This window comes from Acidovorax cavernicola (genome assembly GCF_003581445.1).
The window spans coordinates 81,224-102,762 of sequence record NZ_QXMN01000018.1; the positions used below are offsets into that span (position 1 = coordinate 81,224).

16 protein-coding genes are annotated in these 21,539 nt (G+C 68.7%); 14 read left to right on the forward strand and 2 right to left on the reverse strand.

Annotated elements, in window-relative coordinates; all coding sequences use genetic code 11:
• Nucleotides 1-44: 44 nt before the first annotated feature.
• Complete coding sequence (locus D3H34_RS15885) at nt 45-1,199, reverse strand: efflux RND transporter periplasmic adaptor subunit (RefSeq protein ID WP_119554663.1); 1,155 nt, start codon at nt 1,197-1,199, stop codon at nt 45-47.
• Nucleotides 1,200-1,452: 253 nt separating this feature from the next.
• Between D3H34_RS15885 and D3H34_RS15890 the strand changes: the two genes are divergently transcribed.
• From D3H34_RS15890 to D3H34_RS15930, 8 genes are all read left to right on the forward strand, one after another.
• Nucleotides 1,453-1,911, forward strand: coding sequence for a hypothetical protein (locus D3H34_RS15890; protein WP_119554590.1), 459 nt, complete (start codon nt 1,453-1,455; stop codon nt 1,909-1,911).
• A gap of 89 nt (nt 1,912-2,000) precedes the next feature.
• A complete protein-coding gene (gene miaB / locus D3H34_RS15895) occupies nt 2,001-3,350 on the forward strand; it encodes a tRNA (N6-isopentenyl adenosine(37)-C2)-methylthiotransferase MiaB (RefSeq protein ID WP_119554592.1) in 1,350 nt (449 codons plus the stop codon).
• A complete protein-coding gene (locus tag D3H34_RS15900; RefSeq protein ID WP_119554594.1) occupies nt 3,350-4,777 on the forward strand; it encodes a sensor histidine kinase in 1,428 nt (475 codons plus the stop codon). The genes miaB and D3H34_RS15900 overlap by 1 nt, the downstream gene beginning before the upstream one ends.
• 86 nt (nt 4,778-4,863) lie before the next feature.
• Nucleotides 4,864-5,472 carry a hypothetical protein gene (locus D3H34_RS15905; protein WP_286185786.1) on the forward strand — a complete coding sequence of 203 codons (609 nt, stop codon included), beginning with the start codon at nt 4,864-4,866 and terminating at the stop codon, nt 5,470-5,472.
• A gap of 61 nt (nt 5,473-5,533) precedes the next feature.
• The gene (locus tag D3H34_RS15910; protein ID WP_119554665.1) at nt 5,534-6,922 is read left to right on the forward strand and encodes a sigma 54-interacting transcriptional regulator; all 1,389 of its coding nucleotides are present in this window, start codon (nt 5,534-5,536) and stop codon (nt 6,920-6,922) included.
• A 402-nt stretch (nt 6,923-7,324) separates the two neighbouring features.
• Nucleotides 7,325-9,340, forward strand: coding sequence for a glucans biosynthesis glucosyltransferase MdoH (gene mdoH / locus D3H34_RS15920; RefSeq protein WP_119554600.1), 2,016 nt, complete (start codon nt 7,325-7,327; stop codon nt 9,338-9,340).
• Nucleotides 9,341-9,645: 305 nt separating this feature from the next.
• Nucleotides 9,646-10,545 carry an RNA ligase family protein gene (locus D3H34_RS15925; RefSeq protein WP_119554667.1) on the forward strand — a complete coding sequence of 300 codons (900 nt, stop codon included), beginning with the start codon at nt 9,646-9,648 and terminating at the stop codon, nt 10,543-10,545.
• A complete protein-coding gene (locus tag D3H34_RS15930) occupies nt 10,542-11,681 on the forward strand; it encodes an AAA family ATPase (RefSeq protein WP_119554602.1) in 1,140 nt (379 codons plus the stop codon). The genes D3H34_RS15925 and D3H34_RS15930 overlap by 4 nt, the downstream gene beginning before the upstream one ends.
• Nucleotides 11,682-11,750: 69 nt before the next feature.
• Here the strand turns inward: D3H34_RS15930 and ffh are convergent, their stop codons facing one another.
• Nucleotides 11,751-13,145 carry a signal recognition particle protein gene (gene ffh / locus D3H34_RS15935; RefSeq protein WP_119554604.1) on the reverse strand — a complete coding sequence of 465 codons (1,395 nt, stop codon included), beginning with the start codon at nt 13,143-13,145 and terminating at the stop codon, nt 11,751-11,753.
• A 184-nt stretch (nt 13,146-13,329) separates the two neighbouring features.
• Here ffh and D3H34_RS15945 point away from each other — a divergent pair, with 184 nt between their 5' ends.
• From D3H34_RS15945 to D3H34_RS15970, 6 genes are all read left to right on the forward strand, one after another.
• A complete protein-coding gene (locus D3H34_RS15945) occupies nt 13,330-14,142 on the forward strand; it encodes a cytochrome C assembly family protein (protein WP_119554606.1) in 813 nt (270 codons plus the stop codon).
• Nucleotides 14,139-14,396, forward strand: a complete 258-nt coding sequence (locus tag D3H34_RS15950; RefSeq protein ID WP_119554608.1) for a PP0621 family protein — start codon at nt 14,139-14,141, stop codon at nt 14,394-14,396. Before D3H34_RS15945 ends, D3H34_RS15950 begins: the two co-directional genes overlap by 4 nt.
• Nucleotides 14,393-16,090, forward strand: coding sequence for a two-component system sensor histidine kinase NtrB (locus D3H34_RS15955; protein ID WP_119554610.1), 1,698 nt, complete (start codon nt 14,393-14,395; stop codon nt 16,088-16,090). The genes D3H34_RS15950 and D3H34_RS15955 overlap by 4 nt, the downstream gene beginning before the upstream one ends.
• A 5-nt stretch (nt 16,091-16,095) precedes the next feature.
• Nucleotides 16,096-17,652 carry a sigma-54-dependent transcriptional regulator gene (locus tag D3H34_RS15960; protein ID WP_119554612.1) on the forward strand — a complete coding sequence of 519 codons (1,557 nt, stop codon included), beginning with the start codon at nt 16,096-16,098 and terminating at the stop codon, nt 17,650-17,652.
• On the forward strand, nt 17,639-18,256 hold the full coding sequence (gene ampD / locus D3H34_RS15965; RefSeq protein ID WP_119554614.1) for a 1,6-anhydro-N-acetylmuramyl-L-alanine amidase AmpD: 618 nt from the start codon (nt 17,639-17,641) through the stop codon (nt 18,254-18,256). The genes D3H34_RS15960 and ampD overlap by 14 nt, the downstream gene beginning before the upstream one ends.
• 349 nt (nt 18,257-18,605) lie before the next feature.
• On the forward strand, nt 18,606-21,527 hold the full coding sequence (locus D3H34_RS15970) for a ribonucleoside-diphosphate reductase subunit alpha (RefSeq protein ID WP_119554616.1): 2,922 nt from the start codon (nt 18,606-18,608) through the stop codon (nt 21,525-21,527).
• Nucleotides 21,528-21,539 lie beyond the last annotated feature (12 nt).

Genomic DNA, 21,539 nt, shown 5'->3' on the forward strand with positions numbered 1-21,539 from the left:
CGCGCTGCGTGCTGCGGTATTCACCCCGGGAGCGGCCCGGCGGGTCATGCGCGTTCCCGCGCGGGCTTGATGTCCGACGAGGCCGCGCTGCCGGGCGTGACGCCCGTGGTGCCGTTGCCGGGCGCCCCGCCCGATCCAGCCGGTCCGGCCGGCGCCTTGACGTCGATGCGCACCTTGCCGCCCGGTCGCACGTTCTGGCTGCCTTCGATCACCACCTGCTCGCCGGGTGCCACACCGCTCACCGCGACCCTGGTGCCGAAGGTGTGGAGCACCTTGACCTGGCGGCGCGCCGCGTTGCGTTCGGCGTCGACCACATACAGCGAGGCGCCATCGGACAGCATCATGAGCGCCGCGGCCGGCACCACGGTGACGCCGTTGAGCATGCGCACCGTGATGCGCGTGTTGACGAACTGGCCCGGCCACAGGCTCTGGTCGGCGTTGGCGAAGACGGCCTTGGCGCGCACCGTGCCGATCTGCGGATCGACCGTGTTGTCGACGAAGTCGAGCGTGCCGAAGAGCGGCTCGCGACGGCCCGTGACCAGCGCCTCGACCTTCGCACGCGTGCGCGCCGCAGCCAGCAGGTCCTGGAGGTTGCCTTCGGGCACCGGGAAGCTCACGGCGATCGGATCAAGCTGGGTGATGGTGACGAGCGACAGCGTGGGCTGCACCAGCGTGCCCGGGTAGATGTTGACGGCCCCGATGCGCCCCGTGATCGGCGCGCGCAGCGTGGCATAGCCCAGCGCCACCTGCGCCGACTGCACGGCCGCGCGGTCGGCCGCCACGGCGGCGCGCTGCGCATCGAGCTGCGACAGCGTGGCGTCGCTGGCGCTCTTGGAAATGAAGTTCTGCGCCAGCAGCTCCTGGCTGCGCTTGTACTGGCGCTCCAGGTCGGCCAGCGTGGCCTCGTCCTTCTTCTGCTGGGCGCGGGCGCGGGCGAGGTTGGCCTGGTCGTTGCGGTCGTCGAGCGTGAAGAGCAGCTGCCCTTCCTTCACGAACTGGCCTTCCTTCACATGCACGGCGCTCACGGTGTTGGTGACCTGCGGACGCAGATCGACGCTGTTGAGCGACACCACGCTGCCGTTGACCTGCACCGTGACCGGCACGTCCTGCTTCTCGGCGGTGGCCAGGGTGACCAGGGCGCCCGGCGCGGCGCTCGCGGCCTTGGCCTCGTCTTTTGTTGCGACCCGATCGCCGGACATGCGCCACCAGCCGCCCACGACGGCTACGATCAACACGCCAGCGAGGGCGAAGGCGGCAGTTTTCTTCATGGGTTCTTGTGCACTTTGGGCTGACAGCAGCTATTGGAGCAGTGGCCGACGCGCAGTGTTCACGGGCGCCGTAAAGAAATGTAAAGCAGGTCATCGGAAAGCCCCCGCACCACCCGCTGCACCCGGCATGAGGGAAAACACCCCCTCGCTAAAATCGCCGGTCCACAGCCTCTGGATATACCCCATGAACCGCTGCAAGACACCCACGAAAACGCTCACTTCCCTTGCCTTCTGCGCAGCCGTTGCCGGCGCCGCAGCCTTCTTTTCCCTCACCGCCAGCGCCCAGGACGAAGTGCCCCGTCCGCAGACGCAGAACGAATCGCTCAATGGCGGGCGCAACTTCCCCATCGGGACGCTGCGCGGCAAGTTCATGGTGACCAGCGCGCCCGACGTCGAACTCGACGGCAAGGCCGACCGCCTGGGCGCCGGCGCCCGCATCCGCAGCCCCCAGAACATGCTGGTGATGCCCGGCGCGATCATTGGCCAGAAGTACCTCGTGAACTACACGCGCGACGCCGCCGGGCTGCTGCGCGAGGTCTGGATCCTGACGCCCGACGAGGCCATGGCCAGCCGCGAATCGCTGAACAGGCCGTTCCTGAACATCTGGCCGTTCGTCTCGAACGACACGCTGAACACCCAGTAACGCGGCCCCGCCGCAGGCAAGAAAGAATCCGCGGGCGCCACGTGCGCCCGCAGCCCTTCGTCTCCCCGAAGGGCACAGAGAGCTCCCCCATGAAAAAAGTATTCATCAAGACCTTCGGCTGCCAGATGAACGAGTACGACTCGGACAAGATGGCCGACGTGCTCAACGCCGCACAGGGCTACGAGCCCACGCAGAACGTGGACGAGGCCGACCTCATCCTCTTCAACACCTGCTCGGTGCGCGAGAAGGCGCAGGAGAAGGTGTTCTCCGACCTCGGCCGCGTGAAGCACCTGAAGGCCAAGGGCGTGAAGATCGGCGTGGGCGGCTGCGTGGCCAGCCAGGAAGGCCAGGCCATCATCGCGCGCGCGCCGTACGTCGACATCGTGTTCGGCCCCCAGACGCTGCACCGCCTGCCCGAGATGCTGAACGACCGCGAACGGCTGGACCGCCCGCAGGTGGACATCAGCTTCCCCGAGATCGAGAAGTTCGACCACCTGCCGCCCGCCCGCGTGGAAGGCGCCACCGCCTTCGTGTCGATCATGGAAGGCTGCTCCAAGTACTGCAGCTACTGCGTGGTGCCCTACACCCGCGGCGAGGAAGTGAACCGCCCGCTGGACGACGTGCTGGTGGAAATCGCCGGCCTGGCCGACCAGGGCGTGCGCGAGATCACGCTCTTGGGCCAGAACGTGAACGCCTACCGCGGCAAGATGGGCGACACCGCCGAGATCGCCGACTTCGCGCTGCTCATCGAATACGTCGCCGAGATCCCCGGCATCGAGCGCATCCGCTACACCACCAGCCACCCGAACGAGTTCACGCCCCGGCTCATCGAAGCCTACGCGAAGGTGCCGCAGCTCGTTTCGCATTTGCACCTGCCGGTGCAGCACGGCAGCGACCGCATCCTGATGGCGATGAAGCGCGGCTACACCGCCATGGAATACAAGAGCACGGTGCGCAAGCTGCGCGCCATCCGCCCCGAACTGGCCCTGAGCAGCGACTTCATCGTCGGCTTCCCCGGCGAGACCGATGCCGACTTCGACAAGATGATGAAGCTCATCGACGACTGCCAGTTCGACAACAGCTTCAGCTTCATCTTCAGCCCGCGTCCCGGCACGCCCGCCGCGGCACTGGCCGACGACACGCCGCACGAGGTCAAGCTGGCGCGCCTGCAGACGCTGCAGCGCGTGATCGACGGCAACGTGCGCCGCTTCGGCGACGCGCTGGTGGGCAGCACCCAACGCGTGCTGGTCGAGGGCGCGTCGCGCAAGGACGCGAACGAGCTCATGGGCCGCACCGCCTGCAACCGCGTCGTCAACTTCGAGGGCGACGCCCGCCTCGTCGGCCAGATGGCCGACCTGCGCATCACCCGCTCGCTGGCCTACACGCTGCGCGGCGAAGTGGTGACGAACGAATCGCCGATGGCGCTCGCGCACCACTGATGGCGAAGCGGCCATCCATCCGGGGCTCGTTCCAGCAGCTCCTGCTGTTCGCCTTCCTGCTGATCACCGCGCTGCTGGTCGGCGTGGCGCTGCGCTCGGTGCTGCAGTACGACGCGCTGGTCACGCAAAGCCGCGACGCCGCGGCGCGCGCGTTGCGCCTGTCGGGCGCCTCTCAGTCGCTGGCCGAACGCAGCGCGGCCATGGAGCGCGCGGGACGCCAGTCGCTGGTGCTCAACGACGCCGTGCTGCGCCGCCGCTTCGACGAGGCGGCGCGCGAGGCGCACCAGGTGCTGGAGCGCCTGGAGCGCAACGGCCTGCCGGCCGCCGGCATCGACATGTGGCGCAGCCAGCTCGGCGTGATCGAGGGCCTGATGAGCGGCAGCGCCGACAGCGCCCTGGCACGCGAAAGCACGATGGCGATGCAGTTCCGCGAACTCGACGCGCTCAACACCAATCTCGCCCAGCAGGCGCAGTTCCTGATCGAAACGCAGAACGACGCGCTGGCCCGGCGCATCGAGAACGCGCGCCGCCGGCTGATGCGCGAGGTGGTGGCCGCCAGCGTGCTGGCCGTGTCGCTGGCGCTGGCCTTCGGCATCTGGCTCGCGCGTCCTTTCAAGCGGCTGGAGAACGCCATCGTCGGCCTCGGCCAGAACCGGCTCGACGAACCGATCGACATCCGCGGCCCGGCCGACGTGCGGCGCGTGTCGCAGCAGCTCGAATGGCTGCGCCTGCGCCTGACCGAACTCGACGCCGACAAGGCGCGCTTCCTGCGCCATGTGTCGCACGAGCTGAAGACGCCGCTGGCCGCGCTGCGTGAAGGCGTCTCGCTGCTCGAGGACGGCGTGACGGGCCCGCTGAATCCGGCGCAGCTCGAAGTCGCGCAGATCCTGCAGCAGAACACCGTGTCGCTGCAGGGCCAGATCGAGGCGCTGCTGCGCTTCAACGCCGCCGCCTTCGAAGCGCGCGAGCTGCGCCGCGAACGCACCGAGCTGCTGCCGCTGATCGAGGAACAGATCGAGTCCCAGCGCCTGCAGTGGCAGGCGCACGGCCTGCGCGTGCGCGCCGAGGGCGAGCCGATCACGCTCACGGTCGACCGCACCAAGCTGGGCACCGCCATCGCCAACCTGCTGTCGAACGCGATCCGCTTCTCGGCCGCGGGCGGCGTCATCACGCTGGCCGTGTCGGGCACGCCCGAAGCGGTGCTCATCGACGTGTGCGACGCAGGCCCCGGCATTGCCGAGGGCGACCGCGACCGCATCTTCGAACCCTTCTTCCGCGGCGAGCGCCAGCCCGAGCACACGGTGAAAGGCACCGGCATCGGGCTTTCCATCGTGCAGGAGTACATTGCAGCCCATGGGGGGCGCATCTCCCTGCTGCCGGACGGCCCCGGCGCGCGCTTTCGCATCGAGTTGCCGCGTACGGCCTGACCCGGACATCCCCCTCCAACACCGACCCGCGCTTTTTCCGACCCATGTTCCTTTCGTTCGTCCGCAGATCCACCTTCGCCGGGGCCATGGCCGTGCCATGCGCCCTGCTGCTGGCGGCCTGCGCCTCCCAGCCCAAGCCGCCGGCCGAAGCCGACGCGCTGCCCCCGCCCGTGGCCGCACCGCGCGTGGTGCCGGTAGAGGCCGAGCCCCGCGCGCCGGCCGTGCAGCCGGCCTCGCTTTTCACGCAGCTCACCCAGGGCCCGGTCTCAGCCCTGCTGGCCTATGCCGACAAGGTCCGCCCGCTCGGCGGCGCCGACCTGAGCGCGGAAATCGCACGCGTCACCGAACAGGGCGAGACGCCCGCTGCACAGATGCAGCTGGCGATCCTGCTCGCGCAGACCCGCGTGCCGGCCGACCTGGCACGCGCGCTGGGCCTGCTGCAGCGCGTGATCGCCAACCCGGCGCCCGAGGCGCAGCCGCTGCATCCGCTCGCGCGGGCGTTGGCGGCACGCTATGTCGAGCAGCGCCGCGTCGAGGACGACCGTGACAAGCAGGTGCAACAGCTGCGCGACAGCCAGCGCCGCATCGACCAGCTCAACGACCGCATCGAGGCACTGCGCGCCATCGAGCGCAGCTTCGCCCGGCCCAACACGCCGGCCACCGTCACACCCAACGGAAGCAGAACGAATCCATGAGCGCCGTGCCGGGCCGCCCCAAACAAGCTCGCACCGAAGTGCGGAGCACGGAGGTATGTCGATGAGTACAGCTGGCGCCCGCCTCCTCGTGGTCGACGACGACCCGGACATGCTGCGGCTGCTGTCGATGCGGCTGACGTCGGCGGGCTACCAGGTCACGGCCGTCACCTCGGCCGAGACCGCGCTCACCCAGCTCGAGATCGAACACCCGCAGCTGGTGCTCAGCGACGTGCGCCTGCCCGGGCGCGACGGGTTGCAGCTGTTCGACGAGATCCGCAAGCGCCATCCGACGCTGCCGGTGATCCTGCTGACCGCCCACGGCACCATTCCCGACGCGGTCGAGGCCACGGCGCGCGGCGTGTTCACCTACCTCACCAAGCCCTACGACGCACGCGAGCTGCTCGAGAAGATCGCGCAGGCGCTGGCGCTCGGCGCCCCGACGGCGGCGCCCAGCAAGACCGGCGACGACAGCTGGCGCTCCGACATCGTGAGCCGCAGCAACCGCATGGCCGAGCTGCTTGCCGAGGCGCGCATGGTGGCCAAGTCGGACGCGTCCGTGCTGCTGCGCGGCGATTCGGGCGCCGGCAAGGAAATGCTCGCGCGCGCCATCCACAAGGCCAGCGCGCGGGCCGACAAGCCTTTCGTGGCGGTCAACTGCGGCGCGATTCCCGAGGCGCTGCTCGAGTCCGAGCTGTTCGGCCACATGAAGGGCGCCTTCACCGACGCCCACGCCAACCACAAGGGCCTGTTCCAGCAGGCCGACGGCGGCACGCTGCTGCTGGACGAAATCGGGGACATGCCGCCCGCGCTGCAGGTCAAGCTGCTGCGCGTGCTGCAGGAGCGCGCGGTGCGCCCGCTGGGCGCGAGCCAGTCGATCGAGGTCGACGTGCGCATCGTCTCGGCCACCCACCGCGACCTCGACGCCGCGATGGAAGCCGGCCAGTTCCGCGAAGACCTCTACTACCGCCTGAACGTGGTGACGCTCACGCTGCCGCCGCTGTCGGCGCGGCGCGAAGACATCCCGCTGCTGGCCAACCACTTCCTTCAGAAGCTGTCCGCCAAGTACGGCAAGCGGCTGTCGGGCTTCGCGCCCGAGGCGCTGAAGGCGCTCACCACCGCCGCGTGGCCGGGCAACGTGCGCCAGCTCTACAACGTGGTGGAGCAGGTCTGCGCGCTTTCCAGCTCGCCGCTGGTGCCGCTGGCGCTGGTGCAGCGCGCGCTGCGCGTGCCCAGCGTGGAGGTGCTCACCTATGCCGAGGCCAAGCAGCGTTTCGAGCGCGACTACCTCGTCGGCCTGCTCAAGCTGACCGACGGCAACGTGGCCGACGCCGCCCGCCTGGCCGACCGCAACCGCACCGAGTTCTATCGCCTGCTGCAGAAGCACGAGCTTACGCCCGGCAACTTCAAGGCCGACGTTGTCGCTCCCGGCAGCGACCCTGTCGCCGAGTAGCGACAGGTCTAAGTCATTGATTTGAAAGGCTGTTTTCCTGGGGCCAATGGGGCTTGTCGGGATTCGGCGACAAAAACGGGGGTTTTGGGGGGCCTGCAGCCCCCTTCCCCACGGAAAACTGGTTTCGATCGCGCCAAGTCGTTGATTTGAAAGCGTTTTTCCAGGCTGGCACAGGGTTTGCCCCTGTACCGGCATGACAGCACTTCACAGCCCATCTTTCGCACTGCGTCCGCAGCGCGACGGCCTGCGTCAAAAGCAGTTTTCCCCCTCGCGGCCCCGTGCCGCGGGCCATTCGCTGACCGCGCTCTCCGGCGTGGGCGGCGCCGCCACGGACTGCGTCTTCAAGCGTCTTCCGGCCATTGGCGACACCCCCCTGGACAAGCAACGTTGGTGAATGAGCCGATGAAGCCGAACGACTTCTCCCACCTCAACGTCCTCGCCGAATCCGATTTCGTGCGCCGCAGCGCGCTGCGCGAGGAACGCCATCCCAACGCCGTCACCGCACCGCCGGTCAACCGCGGCTCCATGGCACCGCGCCCCTGGCGCGGTTTCTGGAACAGCGTCGGCACCGCCCTGCTCGTGCGCCTGGGCGCCGGCCGCAACGCGGACGACGCAGCAACGGCCGAACAAGCCGCCCCGGCCCCCCAGGCCTGGGAACGCGCCGCCGGCCAGCGCCGCCTCGCCTTCATGCTGCTCACGCTGCTGAGCACCGTGATCGCGTCGTCGCTGTTCGCCAGCGTGCAACCCGACTACGACAACGTCTGGCTCGAATACGGCCAGATCGGCCTGTACGGCCTGCTGTCGGGCTGGGTCGTGACCGGCTTCGTGACCGCGCTCATGGGCTTCTATGTCTCCGTGCGCGGTGACAAGCACGCCCTCTCGGCGAAACAGGTGGCCCACCACCCGATGAACCCCGAGGCACGCACCGCGATCATCATGCCGATCTGCAACGAAGACGTTGCCACGGTGTTCGCCGGCCTGCGCGCCACCTGCGAATCGGTTGCCTCCACAGGCCACGCCAAGCAGTTCGACGTGTTCGTGCTGTCCGACAGCTACAACCCCGAGACCGCCGCCGCCGAGCGCGCCGCCTGGGAAGACCTGCGCGTCGCGCTGGCCGAGAGCCCCAACCAGCCGCAGGTCGAGGTGTACTACCGCCTGCGCACCCGCCGCACGCACCGCAAGGCCGGCAACGTCGCCGACTTCTGCCGCCGCTGGGGCAAGGATTACCGCTACATGGTCGTGCTCGACGCCGACTCCGTGATGAGCGGCGACTGCCTGTCCTCGATGGTCAAGCTGATGGAAGCCAACCCCACCGCCGGCATCATCCAGACCGCGACGCAGGCCATCGGCCACGTCACGCTGCACGCCCGCGCACAACAGTTCGCTTCGCGCGTGACGGGTCGCCTGTTCACGCTGGGCATGCAGTTCTGGCAGCTCGGCGAGTCGCACTACTGGGGCCACAACGCGATCATCCGCGTCGAAGCCTTCATGAAGCACTGCGCGCTGGCCCCGATCAAGGGCACCGGCGGCATGTCGGGCGGCATCATGTCGCACGACTTCGTCGAAGCCGCGCTGATGCGCCGCGCCGGCTACCACGTGTGGCTGGTGTCCGACCTGGTCGGCAGCTATGAACAGCAACCGCCGGACCTGCTGGCCGAACTCCAGCGCGACCGCCGCTGGTGCCAGGGCAACCTGCAGAACGCCCGCCTGATGGCCGAACCCGGCATCCACCCGGTGCACCGCGCGATGTTCGTGACCGGCACCATGGCCTATGTCTCGGCCCCGCTGTGGCTCGCCTTCCTGACGCTGGGCACCGCCCTGTGGCTCAGCGGCTCCAGCCTCGTGTCGAGCTGGAACGTGCTGCCCGCCGAACTGGCCGGCCTGTGGGTCTGGACCCTGTGCCTGCTGTTCCTGCCGCGCGTGCTGGGCATCGCCGCCGTGCTGATGCGCGGCGAGCAACGCCAGTACGGCGGCCTGTGGGGCCTGGTGAAGAGCTCCGTGCTCGAAGCCGGCCTGGCCATCGTGCAGGCCCCGGTGCGCATGCTGGCCCACTCGCTGTTCGTGCTGGTCGCCCTCACCGGCATCAAGCTCGACTGGAAGTCGCCCCCGCGTGAAGCCGCCGCCGTGCCGTGGAAGGTCGCTGCCTCGCAGCTGGCCCCCATGACGCTGGTGATCGCCATGCTGGCCGTCGGCGTCGCCATGATCGACCCGAGCGCGCTGGTCTGGCTGATGCCCGTGGGCCTGCCGCTGCTGCTGGCGATCCCGCTGACCGTGCTGACCAGCCAGATCGCGCTGGGCACCACGCTGCGCGACCGCGGCTTCCTGCTGATCCCCGAGGAATCGCGCTCGCCCGCCGTGCTGCGCCGCGCCTGGATGCATGCGCTGCGCCTGGCGCGTCCGGCACTGGCTGCCGCTTGATTCGCTGAAGACACAGTGCCCACAAGAAGCCGACCTCAGGGTCGGCTTTTTTCATGGCGCGTGGCTAGAATCGCGCCTTCCTTTTTTCAACCCACGGATCTCATCGATCCCCTGGAGCGCCAAGTGCCCCGATTCGCCGTCATCACCCTCTGACGCCGACAACACCACTCGCTGGTCATGTCGGGCGCCAAGCTGCGTTCCCACACTGACCAGGCACGGCCCCACACGGGCCGCCGAGTCGATCTCTCTTCCAGCTTCGCTCCCGCACGTTGTCGGTTCTTCCTGATTTGCATCTGGAGACCAACGTGTTCCCTCTCTCTTCTCTTTCGTCGATCCCGCTACTCAAGTACCCGCGTACTGCGCATCTCGAAGGCTCGCGCCTGCAGCCGGGCGACACCGACGACGGTCAGACACCGTTGTCCGACCTGCACGACCAGCATGTGGTCATCGAGGAAAAGCTCGATGGCGCCAACGCCGCCGTGTCGTTCACGTCCGCGGGCGAGCTGCTGCTGCAGTCGCGCGGCCACTACCTGGCCGGCGGCGCGAGCGAGCGCCAGTTCAACCTGTTCAAGCACTGGGCCGCGGCGCACGAGGCATCGCTGCTCGAACGCCTCGAAGACCGCTATGTGATGTACGGCGAGTGGTGCTTCGCCAAGCACAGCTGCTGGTACGACTGGCTGCCGGCCTACTTCCTGGAGTTCGATCTCTACGACCGGCAGGCGCAGTGCTTCCTCTCGACGCCAGCGCGGCATGCGCTGCTCGCAGGCAGCCCGGTGCTGTCGGTGCCGGTGCTCTACGAGGGCGAGATGCCGCGTCGGGCGAAGGCCCTGCAGGCGCTGGTGCGGCCCTCGCTCGCGCGCAGCGCGGACTGGCGGGCCGCCTTCGAACAGGCCGTGGCGCAGGAAGGCCAGCCGCTCGACCTCGTGCGGCAGCAGACCGATCTCTCCGACCTGGCTGAGGGCCTGTACCTCAAGACCGAATCGGGCGACCAGGTGACGGGACGCTACAAGTGGGTGCGGCCGGACTTCGTCCAGACCATCCTCGATTCGGGCTCGCACCACAGCCGCCGGCCGGTGCTGCCCAACCGCCTCGCGCCCGGCGTCGACATCTACGCGCCACAGCCCTCGACAGGCTGGCACGACCTCGGGCTGCGCACCCTGCGCGACCCGGCCGAAATCACCCTCACGACCAGGAGGCCGCGATGACCTTCGACGACCTGAAATCGCTGGTGCCCGTCCCCGGACGAGGCCATGACTGGCATCGATGCTGCGAACTGCTGCCGGCGATGCGGCGCCTGGAGGAGACCCCGCAGGACCCGTACTACCACGCAGAAGGCAATGTCGGCATCCACACGCGCATGGTGCTCGACGCCCTGCTGGACGACGCGCACTACCAGCGCGCCGACGCCGACGGCCGCTTCGTGCTCTTCATGGCCTGCCTGCTGCACGACATCGCCAAGCCCGACACGACCGTCATCGACGAAGCCAGCGGACGCATCGGCCAGCCCGGCCATTCGCGGCGCGGCGCGGTCGATGTGCGCGTGCTGATGTGGAAGGCCCGCGTGCCCTTCGCATTGCGCGAGGCCGTGTGCCGGATCATCGCGGTGCACCAGCTGCCATTCCATGCCTTCGCCTCGCGCAAGGGCCAGCGGCCCGAATGGCTGGTCCACAAGCTGTCGTGGGAGCTGAGCCTGCCCGACCTGTGCTGCGTGGCGCGCAGCGACATGCGCGGGCGCAGCTATGAAAAGCGCAACGACAGCCTTGCCGACATCGCGCTCTTCGAGCAGCTCGCGCAGGAGGAAGGCTGCTGGAACAGCCCGCGGCCGATGGTCGACGCCCACACGCGGCTGGCCTATTTCCGTGGCGCCGATACCAGCCCCGACTACCCGCTGTTCCAGAACCCGGGGTCGCGGGTGACGGTGATGTGCGGGCTGCCGGCGAGCGGCAAGAACCACTGGGTGTCACAGCATCGCAAAGGCTGGCCGGTGGTCTCTTTCGACGATGCGCGCGCAGAACTCGGGTTGAAGCACGGAGAGAACGACGGCCTCGCCGCGCACCATGCGGTCGATCGTGCCAAGGCGCTGCTGCGCGGGCACGAGCGCTTCGTGTGGAATGCAACGCACCTGAGCGACCAGATGCGCACCAAGACGCTCGACCTGCTGTGGGCGTACCACGCGCAGATCGAACTGGTGTACCTGGAGGTGCCGCATGCGGAGCTGATGCGCCGCAACCGCGCGCGCGACACCACGCTGTCGAATGCGGGCATCGAGCGCATGCTGCACCGCTGGGAGCTGCCCGCGCCGGTCGAAGCGCACGAGACGGTCTACGAAGTCCAGACCTGAAGACGGAAGGCCCGCCGGTTCGCACCGGCGGGCCTTCTTATATATATGTGTGCAGCGGGAGGCGCTGGATCAGAACGGCAGCTTGCCGCCGCCCCCACCCATGCCGGGCATGCCACCCATGCCCTTCATGCCGCCCATCTTCTTCATCATCTTCATGAGGCCGCCGCCCTTCATCTTCTTCATCATCCCCTGCATCTGCTCGAACTCGTTGAGCAGGCGGTTCACTTCCTGAACCTGCACGCCGGCGCCGGCGGCGATGCGGCGCTTGCGCGTGGCCTTGAGCAGTTCGGGCTTGCGGCGCTCCAGCGGCGTCATGCTCTGGATGATCCCCTCCTTGCGGCGGATGTCGCGCTCGGCGCGGGTCATGTCGGCCTCGCTGGCCTTGGCGGCCATCTGCTGCGGCAGCTTGTCCATCAGGCTCGAAAGGCCGCCCATCTGCTTCATCTGCTGCAGCTGGCCGAGGAAGTCGTTCAAGTCGAAGCCCGCGCCGCTCTTGACCTTGGCCGCGAGCTTCTGCGCCGCAGCCACGTCGACGCCGGCCGTGACCTGCTCGACCAGCGCGACGATGTCGCCCATGCCCAGGATGCGGCCCGCGTGGCGCTCGGCGTCGAACACCTCGAGGCCGTCGATCTTCTCGCTCACGCCGGCGAACTTGATCGGCACGCCGGTGACCTGGCGCACCGACAGTGCCGCACCGCCGCGCGAATCGCCGTCGGTCTTGGTCAGGATGATGCCGGTCAGCGGCAGCGCTTCCTTGAAGGCCTTGGCGGTGTTGACCGCGTCCTGGCCCTGCATGGCGTCGACCACGAACAGGGTTTCGACCGGGTCGAGCGCGGCATGCAGCTGCTTGATTTCGGCCATCAGCACTTCGTCGATGGCCAGGCGGCCGGCCGTGTCGACCAGCAGCACGTCGAAATAGTGGCGCTTGGCGTGGTCGAGCGCGGCGCGCGCGATGTCCAGCGGTTTCTGGTCTGGCGTGCTCGGGAACCATTCGGCGCCGGCCTGCTTGGTGACCGTCTTGAGCTGCTCGATGGCGGCCGGGCGGTACACGTCGCCCGACACGGTGAGCACCTTCTTCTTGCGCTTCTCGATCAGGTGCTTGGCCAGCTTGGCAGTGGTGGTGGTCTTGCCGGCGCCCTGCAGGCCCGCCATGAGGATCACCGCCGGCGGCTGGGCCGCGAGGTTGATGTCCGACACGCCTTCGCCCATGGTGGCGGCGAGTTCGCGGTTGACGATGCCGACCAGCGCCTGGCCCGGCTTGAGCGAGCCCAGCACTTCCTGGCCGAGCGCCTTCTCTTTCACGCGGGCGACGAAGTCGCGCACCACGGGCAGTGCCACGTCGGCCTCCAGCAGCGCCATGCGCACCTCGCGCAGCATGTCCTGCACGTTGCTTTCGGTGATGCGCGCCTGGCCGCTCATCGTCTTGACGAGGCGGGAGAACTTTTCGGTGAGAGCGGTGGCCATGAGCGGGATGCCTTGTTGCCCGCTGCGGCGGGCTCTTGGGAAGTAGTGAACGGAATCGGGCGGCCTACGGCCCCTTCACGAGACACCGAGGAGCCGGCTTTGCCGGGCCTCTGGTGTCGCCCCCGGCGAGGGGGTTGGCGCTGCGACACGAAGTGCGCAAGCCTGGGGGAGATAAACTGCGTTCATGATTTTAGCGATCCCCTCCCCACTCGGCGTGGCGCTGGGCATCGCCACCGCGGCGGCCTACGGTTTTGCCGCTGCCGCCGGCACGCGGCTCAGCCGCCAAGCCACCCAGTGGGCACTCGGCATCGCATGGCTGCTGCATGCCGCGGTGCTGGGCCACGGGCTGGTCGGCGGCGACCCTCGCTTCGGTTTCGCGCCGGCGCTGTCGGTCACGGCGTGGCTGGTGCTCACGGTCTACGCGGTCGAAAGCCGCCTGTACCCGCAATTGAAGGTGCGCCGCGCGCTGGCCTGGCTGGGCGCGGCCGCGGTGCTGCTGGCACTGCTGTTCCCGGGCACGCCGCTGCATGTCAGCGCCTCGCCCTGGCTTCCGCTGCACCTGGCGCTGGGCATCGCGTCGTACGGCCTCTTCGGCGCCGCCGTGGTGCACGCCTGGCTGATCACGCGGGCCGAAAAGCAGATCCGCCTCGCCAGCGCCGAGGCGCAGGCCGGCGTCCCGCTGCTCACGCTGGAACGGCTCACCTTCCGCTTCGTCACCGCTGGCTTCGTGCTGCTGTCGGCCACGCTGCTGGCCGGACTGTTCTTCAGCGAACAGCTCTACGGCGCCGCCGGCCGGGCCTGGAAGTGGGACCACAAGACCATCTTCTCGGTGCTCGCCTGGCTCAGCTTCGCGGTCCTGCTCACCGGCCGCGCGCGCTTCGGCTGGCGCGGACGCACCGCGCGGCGCGTGCTCTACGCGGGCTCGGCATTGCTGCTGCTGGCCTATGTGGGATCGCGCTTCGTGCTCGAAGTCGTTCTGACGCGGCCCCCGGTATGAAGTACCTGCTCGTCCTCGCGGTGGTGTGGCTCGCGATCTGGCTCTGGCGCAAGAACCGGCGCGAAGAGATGCACGACGCGCAGCAGGAGCGCGCCAGGAAGGCGCAGCAACGCACACCGGCCGTCGGTCCGCCGCAGGCCATGGTGCGCTGCGCCCACTGCGGGCTGCACCTGCCCGCGGCCGACGCGATCGCCGGGCCGGACGGCGCGGTGTACTGCAGCCCCGCACACCGCCAGGCCGGCGCCACGCCATGAGCGCCTTGCCCCGGTCGCGCGGGGAACCGGCCACCGACTGGGACGTGCTCGACCTGGGCGCCGGCGACAGCACGGCGCTGCTGCGGCTGTGGCGCGGCTTCATGGCGGCGCGCTGTTTCGTGGCGGTGGTGCTGGTGCTGCTGCAGGGCGTGGCCTTCGCCATCGGGCAGACCGTGCAGCCGGTGGCGATCGTGCTGTCGGGCGGCTACCTCGTGCTGGCCTGGCTGGAGATGCGCTACGCGCACTTCGAACCGCCGATCCGCGGTTTCTCGACCCTGTGGCTGCTGACCATCGGGGTCGACCTGGGCATCTTCAGCGCCTTGCAGGTGCTGCAGGGCGGCAGCGTCAACTACACGCCGCTGTTCGCGCTGCCGGTGCTGATGAGCGCGGTGCTCGGCACACTGATCGTGGGCCTGGGCACCACGGCCACCGTGACGCTGCTGCTGCTGGCCGACGCCGGCTGGCACTGGCTGCAGTCGCCCACCGACGCCTCGGCGCGCTTCGTGCAGGCCGCCCTCACCGGCACCGGCCTGTTCGTGGTCGCGCTGCTCGCGCACGAACTGGCGCGCCGGCTGGCGCGCGAGGAAGCGGTGGCGCAACGCAGCCGCAGCCACGCGCAGATGCAGGCACAGGTCAACGACCTGGTGATCGAAACCCTCAGCGAAGGCGTGCTGGTGATCGACGCCGACGGCCTCGTGCACGCGGCCAATCCGGCGGCCGATGCGATCCTCGGCCAGGGCCTGGCGCAATTGCCACTGCCGTTCCCGCTGCACACGCAACCGGCCTGGCATGCGCTGGCCGCGCTCGCGCGGCAGACCTTCGCGCGGCGCGCGCCGCAGACAGAAGAAATCCCGGTGGCGCAGGCGCGCGGCGCCGCGCGCGAGGTGCGCGTGCGCACCCGTCTCACGCCCACCGACGACCGCCGCGCCGACAGCCTGTGCGTGATGTTCCTGCAGGACCTGCGCGAACTCGAAGCCCGCATCCGCACCGAGAAGCTCGCCGCGATGGGCCGCATGTCGGCCGCGGTGGCGCATGAAATCCGCAACCCGCTGGCCGCCATCGCGCAGGCCAGCGCGCTGCTCAACGAAGACCTGACCGACCCGGCGCATCGCAAGCTGACCGACATGGTGCAGCACAACGCCCGGCGCCTGGCGCGCATCGTGGACGACGTGCTCGACGTCTCGCGCGCGCGCCAGCAGCGCGTGCTCTCGCTGGGCGAACAGCTGGTGCTCGACCCCGCCGCGCAGATCCTGGCCGAGGAATGGGTGCGCCAGACCCAGCGCAAGGGCGTGCGCGTGGCGCTCGACGCGCAGGGCAGCGAAGTGCGCTTCGAAGCCGAGCACCTGCGCCGCCTGCTGGTGAACCTGCTGGACAACGCCGCGCGCTACGCGAGCCAGCGCGACGGTGCGATCCAGGTCATCACCACGCTACAGCGCGCCGGCGTGCAGCGGCCCGTGCTGCTGGTGTGGAGCGACGGCGCACCGCTGGAGCCGGCGGTGCAGCGCCACCTGTTCGAGCCCTTCTTCTCGTCCGAGAGCCGCTCCAGCGGCCTGGGCCTGTTCCTGTGCCGTGAGCTGTGCCGGCGCCACGGCGCCACCATCGGCTACGAACGGCGCGCGCTGGTGCCGGGCGGCCCCGAGGGCAATGAATTCTTCGTCAGCTTCGCGCCGAGCGAAAACCGGCTGACACAATAGCGGCCGTGAGCTCCCTCCCGTCTTCCGCCGCCGCCCCGCGTCCCGCGCAGATCCTCGTCATCGACGACGAACCCGACCTGCGCACGCTCTACGAACTCACGCTGCTGCGTGAAGGCTACCGGGTGGAAGCGGCGGGCAGCGTGTCCGAAGCGTGGCAGCACCTCGAAGCCGGCCGTTTCGACGCCGTGATCACCGACATGCGGCTGCCCGACGGCGAAGGCATGGAGATCATCCACCGCATTCAGAAGGACCAGCGCAGCGAGCGCTGCGTGGTCATGACCGCCTACGGCTCGGCCGAGAACGCGGTCGAGGCGCTGAAGGCCGGCGCCTTCGACTACCTCACGAAGCCGGTCGACCTGAAGCAGTTCCGCGCCGTGGTGGCGTCGGCGGTGCAGGCCAACCGCGCCGCGGTGGTCGTACCGCAGAAGCCGGCGCCGCGGGCCGCCGGCCAGGGCGAGCGCCCCGATGCATTGGCCGTGACGCGCAGCGGCGCCACCGCGCTCGACCGGCTGGTCGGCGAATCCGACCCGATGCGCCTCGTCAAGTCGCGCATCGCCAAGGTGGCGCGCGGCATGGCGCCGGTGCTGGTGCGCGGCGAGTCGGGCACCGGCAAGGAGCTGGTCGCGCGTGCCGTGCACGGCTGCAGCCAGCGCAGCGAAGGCCCCTTCGTCGCGGTGAACTGCGGCGCGATCCCCGAGAACCTGCTCGAGGCCGAATTCTTCGGCGCCAAGAAGGGCTCGTACACCGGCTCGTCGCAGGACCGCGACGGCTACTTCCAGGCCGCGCGCGACGGCACGCTGTTCCTCGACGAGATCGGCGACCTGCCGCTGGCCATGCAGTCGAAGCTGCTGCGCGCCATCCAGGAGCGCAGCGTGCGCGCCATCGGCTCGACGCAGGAAGACGCGGTCGACGTGCGCATCGTCAGCGCCACCCATAAAGACCTGCACGCCGAGGTGCTGGCCGGCCGCTTCCGGCAGGACCTGTTCTACCGCCTCAACGTGATCGAGATCGCGGTGCCCGCGTTGCGCGAGCGCCGCGAAGACCTGCCCGCGCTGTGCACCGCGCTGCTCGCGCGCATCGCGCAGGACGGCGGCCTGCCCGTGCCGCGTCTGTCCGACGCGCTACTGCAGCGCCTGGCCCAGCACCCGCTCGACGGCAACGTGCGCGAACTCGAGAACCTGCTGCACCGCGCCGTGGCGCTGAACGACGGCGACGAGTTGCACATCGACCTGATGGGCGCGATGAAGCCCATGCCGGCAGCGCCGGTCGCGCCCCGCAGCGAATCCGCCGAGGCGCCGCCCGCCGTTGCGGTGGCTCCCGCCCCCGCGCCAGCCGCCGAACCCAAGCCCGTGCCGCCGCCGTTGCCCTCCGACCTGCAAGCCTGGCTCGATCAGCAGGAGCGCGAAATCCTCGTGCGCGCGCTGCACGAAAGCGGCTTCAACCGCACGGCCGCCGCCGCGCGGCTCGGCATGAGCCTGCGTCAGATCCGCTACCGCATCGCGCGCCTGGGCATCTCCACGCCCAACGGCGACGACGGCGCCACCTCGCATGCCGACGACTGACAGCCCCGCCACGGCACCCGCCGGCGACGACGGACTCTGGCGCGCCGGCTGGTACCGCTTCGCCAAGGCCCTGCCCTCGCCCAACTTCGGCCCGCGCCCTGCCGGCGCGCAGACCGACCTGATCGTGCTGCACTCGATCAGCCTGCCGCCTGGCGAATACGGCGGCGACGCCGTGCAACAGCTCTTCACCAACCAGCTCGACTGGGACGCGCATCCCTACTTCCAGTCGATCCGCGGGCTCGAGGTGTCCTCGCATTTCTATGTGCGGCGCAACGGCGAACTCTGGCAGTTCGTGAGCTGCGACGACCGCGCCTGGCATGCCGGCGTTTCGGCATGGCGCGGACGCACCAACTGCAACGACGACTCGGTCGGCATCGAGCTCGAAGGCCTCGAGGGCGAGCGCTTCGAAGAGGCACAGTACGAAACGCTGGCCAGCCTCTGCGCCGCACTCGCGCAGCACTACGCCATCGCTCATGTGGCGGGCCACGAACACATCGCGCCCGGCCGCAAGCAGGACCCCGGTGCCGGTTTCGACTGGCGCCTGCTGCGCGAACAGCTGGGCTGGAGTCCACAGATGTTTCCCGAGCAGGTGGTGGCGCGCTAATTTTTTCAATCGGGCGGCGAGGTGTGATGCGGCGCTCTCGCGGCGCAGCAATTTGATCGGCGCCACCGCGCGATGCAGCAACCATGCGGCCTGCAGGCCCAAATCGCCTTGCAAGCCACGCCCTGTGCGGGTTGCGCCACCATGGGCCAGTATTCACGCGGCATCGCTGGCGATGCGCTGGACCCAAAGCAATTCCGTAGGGGTTGTATCCATAGGAAAACGCTACATCTAGTGGGTTGTAGCCCTCCCACACCCTAGATATAGTGTCCTCCCGTTCGGCACCAACGCCGACGCAAGGCCCGCCGAGGCCTTGCCATCCAACAAGAATTGCCCAACCGAGAGGAAGCGAATGCAAACTGCACTGAACACCCCGTCGACCCCCCGCGCCGTCCCCGCGACGCCGCAGCAGCAACAAGACACTGCGGGCTCGCCCACCGGTCAGAACCTCGCCCACTACCAGATCATTCGCCGCAACGGCGCCGTCGTTCCCTTCGAGCCGAACAAGATCGCCATCGCCATGATGAAGGCCTTCCTGGCGGTGCATGGCACCCAGGGCGCGGCCTCGGCCAGCGTGCGCGAGACCGTCGACGTGCTGACCCAGGGCGTGATCCGCGCCATGGTGCGTTCGCGTCCGGGCGGCGGCACCTTCCACATCGAAGACGTGCAGGACCAGGTCGAGCTCGGCCTGATGCGCGGCGGCCACCATGAAATCGCGCGCGCCTACGTGCTGTACCGCGAACGCCGCACGCAGGAGCGCTCCCGCCAGGGCGAGCAGGACGTGCCCGCCGCACCGGCGCTGCACGTGCTCGACAACGGCGAGCGCGTGGCGCTCGACCTGAACGAACTCAAGGGCCTGATCGAATCGGCCTGCCAGGGCCTGGGCGACAGCATCACCGCAGCCCCCATCGTCGCCGAGACGATGCGCAACCTGTACGACGGCGTGCCGCTGGACGAGGTCTACAAGGCGTCCATCCTCGCTGCCCGCACGCTGATCGAGAAGGACCCCGACTACACCTTCGCCACCGCGCGCCTGCTGCTGCACACGATCTTCAAGGAAATCATCGGCCGCGAAGTGATGCCGGCCGAACGCGCCACCGCCTACGCCGACTACTTCCCGCAGTTCATCAAGAAGGGCGTCGAGAACGAGCTGCTCGACGAGAAGCTGCTGCAGTACGACCTGCCCCGCCTGGGCGCCGCCCTGAAGGCCGAGCGCGACAACCAGTTCGACTACCTCGGCCTGCAGACGCTGTACGACCGCTACTTCCTGCACGTGCGCAAGACCCGCATCGAGCTGCCACAAGCCTTCTTCATGCGCGTAGCCATGGGCCTGTCGCTGAACGAAATCGACCGCGAAGCCCGCGCCATCGAGTTCTACGAAGTGCTGTCGTCGTTCGACTTCATGTCGAGCACGCCCACCCTGTTCAACGCCGGCACGCTGCGCTCGCAGCTGTCCAGCTGCTACCTGACCACCGTGCCCGACGACCTGGACGGCATCTACGAGTCGATCAAGGAAAACGCGCTGCTGTCGAAGTTCGCCGGCGGCCTGGGCAACGACTGGACCCGCGTGCGCGCGCTGGGCAGCCACATCAAGGGCACCAACGGCGAATCGCAGGGCGTGGTGCCGTTCCTGAAGGTGGTGAACGACACGGCCGTGGCCGTGAACCAGGGCGGCAAGCGCAAGGGCGCGGTCTGCACGTACCTGGAAACCTGGCACCTCGACATCGAGGAGTTCCTGGAGCTGCGCAAGAACACCGGCGACGACCGCCGCCGCACGCACGACATGAACACCGCCAACTGGATCCCCGACCTGTTCATGCGCCGCGTGATGGAAAAGGGCACCTGGACGCTGTTCTCGCCCTCCAACGTGCCTGACCTGCACGACCTGTTCGGCGCCGAATTCGAGAAAGCCTACGTCGCCTACGAAGAAAAGGCGGCGCGCGGCGACATCAAGCCCGCCCGCACCATCCAGGCGTCGGACCTGTGGCGCAAGATGCTCACGATGCTGTTCGAGACCGGCCACCCCTGGATCACGTTCAAGGACGCCTGCAACGTGCGCTCGCCGCAGCAGCACGCCGGCGTGGTTCACTCGTCGAACCTGTGCACCGAGATCACGCTGAACACCAGCGACACCGAAACCGCCGTCTGCAACCTGGGTTCCGTGAACCTGCTGCAGCACCTGAAGGACGGCAAGGTCGACCAGGAAAAGCTCAAGCGCACCATCTCGACGGCGATGCGCATGCTCGACAACGTGATCGACATCAACTACTACGCCGTGAAGAAGGCGCGCGACTCCAACCTGCGTCACCGTCCGGTCGGCCTGGGCCTGATGGGCTTCCAGGATTCGCTGTACGAACTGCGCATTCCGTACGCCTCGCAGGAAGCCGTGCAATTCGCCGACGAGTCGATGGAAGCCATCTGCTACCACGCCTACTGGGCATCGACCGAGCTGGCCAAGGAACGCGGCAAGTACTCGAGCTACAAGGGCTCGCTGTGGGACAAGGGCATCCTGCCGATCGACTCGCTCGACCTGCTCGAGAAGGCCCGCGGCGGCTACGTCGAAGTGGACCGCTCGGCCACCCTCGACTGGGACACGCTGCGCGCCAAGATCAAGGCCGACGGCATGCGCAACTCGAACTGCGTGGCCATCGCCCCGACCGCGACCATCTCGAACATCATCGGCGTGGACGCCTCGATCGAACCCTGCTTCGGCAACCTGTCGGTCAAGTCGAACCTGTCGGGCGAGTTCACCGTGATCAACCACTACCTGGTGCGCGACCTGAAGCGCCTGGGCCTGTGGGACGACGTGATGGTCATGGACCTGAAGCACTTCGACGGTTCGCTGCGTCCCATCGACCGCGTGCCGCAGGACGTGAAGGCGCTCTACGCCACCGCGTTCGAAGTCGAAACCACGTGGCTGGTGGAAGCCGCCGCGCGTCGCCAGAAGTGGATCGACCAGGCGCAGTCGCTGAACATCTACATGGCCGGCGCATCGGGCAAGAAGCTCGACGACACCTACAAGCTCGCCTGGCTGCGCGGCCTGAAGACCACCTACTACCTGCGCACGCAGAGCGCGACGCACGCAGAGAAGTCGACCGTGCAATCGGGCCGTCTCAACGCGGTGTCCTCTGGTGGCGCAAGCAATGACGCACCCTCGGGCATGAGCGCACTCGAAGCCGCCGCTGCAGCAGCGAAGGCACAGATGAGCGCCATTCCCGCCACCGACATCGCGTTCTGCGGCGTCGACGATCCGACCTGCGAAGCCTGCCAGTGATGTGCAAGTGAA

What these genes read in the sequence shown, in the direction of transcription:
- D3H34_RS15885 (WP_119554663.1), bottom strand. Translation starts at nt 1,199, where the DNA reads ATGTCCGGCGATCGGGTCGCAACAAAAGACGAGGCCAAGGCCGCGAGC.
- D3H34_RS15890 (WP_119554590.1), top strand. Translation starts at nt 1,453, where the DNA reads ATGAACCGCTGCAAGACACCCACGAAAACGCTCACTTCCCTTGCCTTC.
- miaB (WP_119554592.1), top strand. Translation starts at nt 2,001, where the DNA reads ATGAAAAAAGTATTCATCAAGACCTTCGGCTGCCAGATGAACGAGTAC.
- D3H34_RS15900 (WP_119554594.1), top strand. Translation starts at nt 3,350, where the DNA reads ATGGCGAAGCGGCCATCCATCCGGGGCTCGTTCCAGCAGCTCCTGCTG.
- D3H34_RS15905 (WP_286185786.1), top strand. Translation starts at nt 4,864, where the DNA reads ATGGCCGTGCCATGCGCCCTGCTGCTGGCGGCCTGCGCCTCCCAGCCC.
- D3H34_RS15910 (WP_119554665.1), top strand. Translation starts at nt 5,534, where the DNA reads ATGAGTACAGCTGGCGCCCGCCTCCTCGTGGTCGACGACGACCCGGAC.
- mdoH (WP_119554600.1), top strand. Translation starts at nt 7,325, where the DNA reads ATGAAGCCGAACGACTTCTCCCACCTCAACGTCCTCGCCGAATCCGAT.
- D3H34_RS15930 (WP_119554602.1), top strand. Translation starts at nt 10,542, where the DNA reads ATGACCTTCGACGACCTGAAATCGCTGGTGCCCGTCCCCGGACGAGGC.
- ffh (WP_119554604.1), bottom strand. Translation starts at nt 13,145, where the DNA reads ATGGCCACCGCTCTCACCGAAAAGTTCTCCCGCCTCGTCAAGACGATG.
- D3H34_RS15945 (WP_119554606.1), top strand. Translation starts at nt 13,330, where the DNA reads ATGATTTTAGCGATCCCCTCCCCACTCGGCGTGGCGCTGGGCATCGCC.
- D3H34_RS15950 (WP_119554608.1), top strand. Translation starts at nt 14,139, where the DNA reads ATGAAGTACCTGCTCGTCCTCGCGGTGGTGTGGCTCGCGATCTGGCTC.
- D3H34_RS15955 (WP_119554610.1), top strand. Translation starts at nt 14,393, where the DNA reads ATGAGCGCCTTGCCCCGGTCGCGCGGGGAACCGGCCACCGACTGGGAC.
- ampD (WP_119554614.1), top strand. Translation starts at nt 17,639, where the DNA reads ATGCCGACGACTGACAGCCCCGCCACGGCACCCGCCGGCGACGACGGA.
- D3H34_RS15970 (WP_119554616.1), top strand. Translation starts at nt 18,606, where the DNA reads ATGCAAACTGCACTGAACACCCCGTCGACCCCCCGCGCCGTCCCCGCG.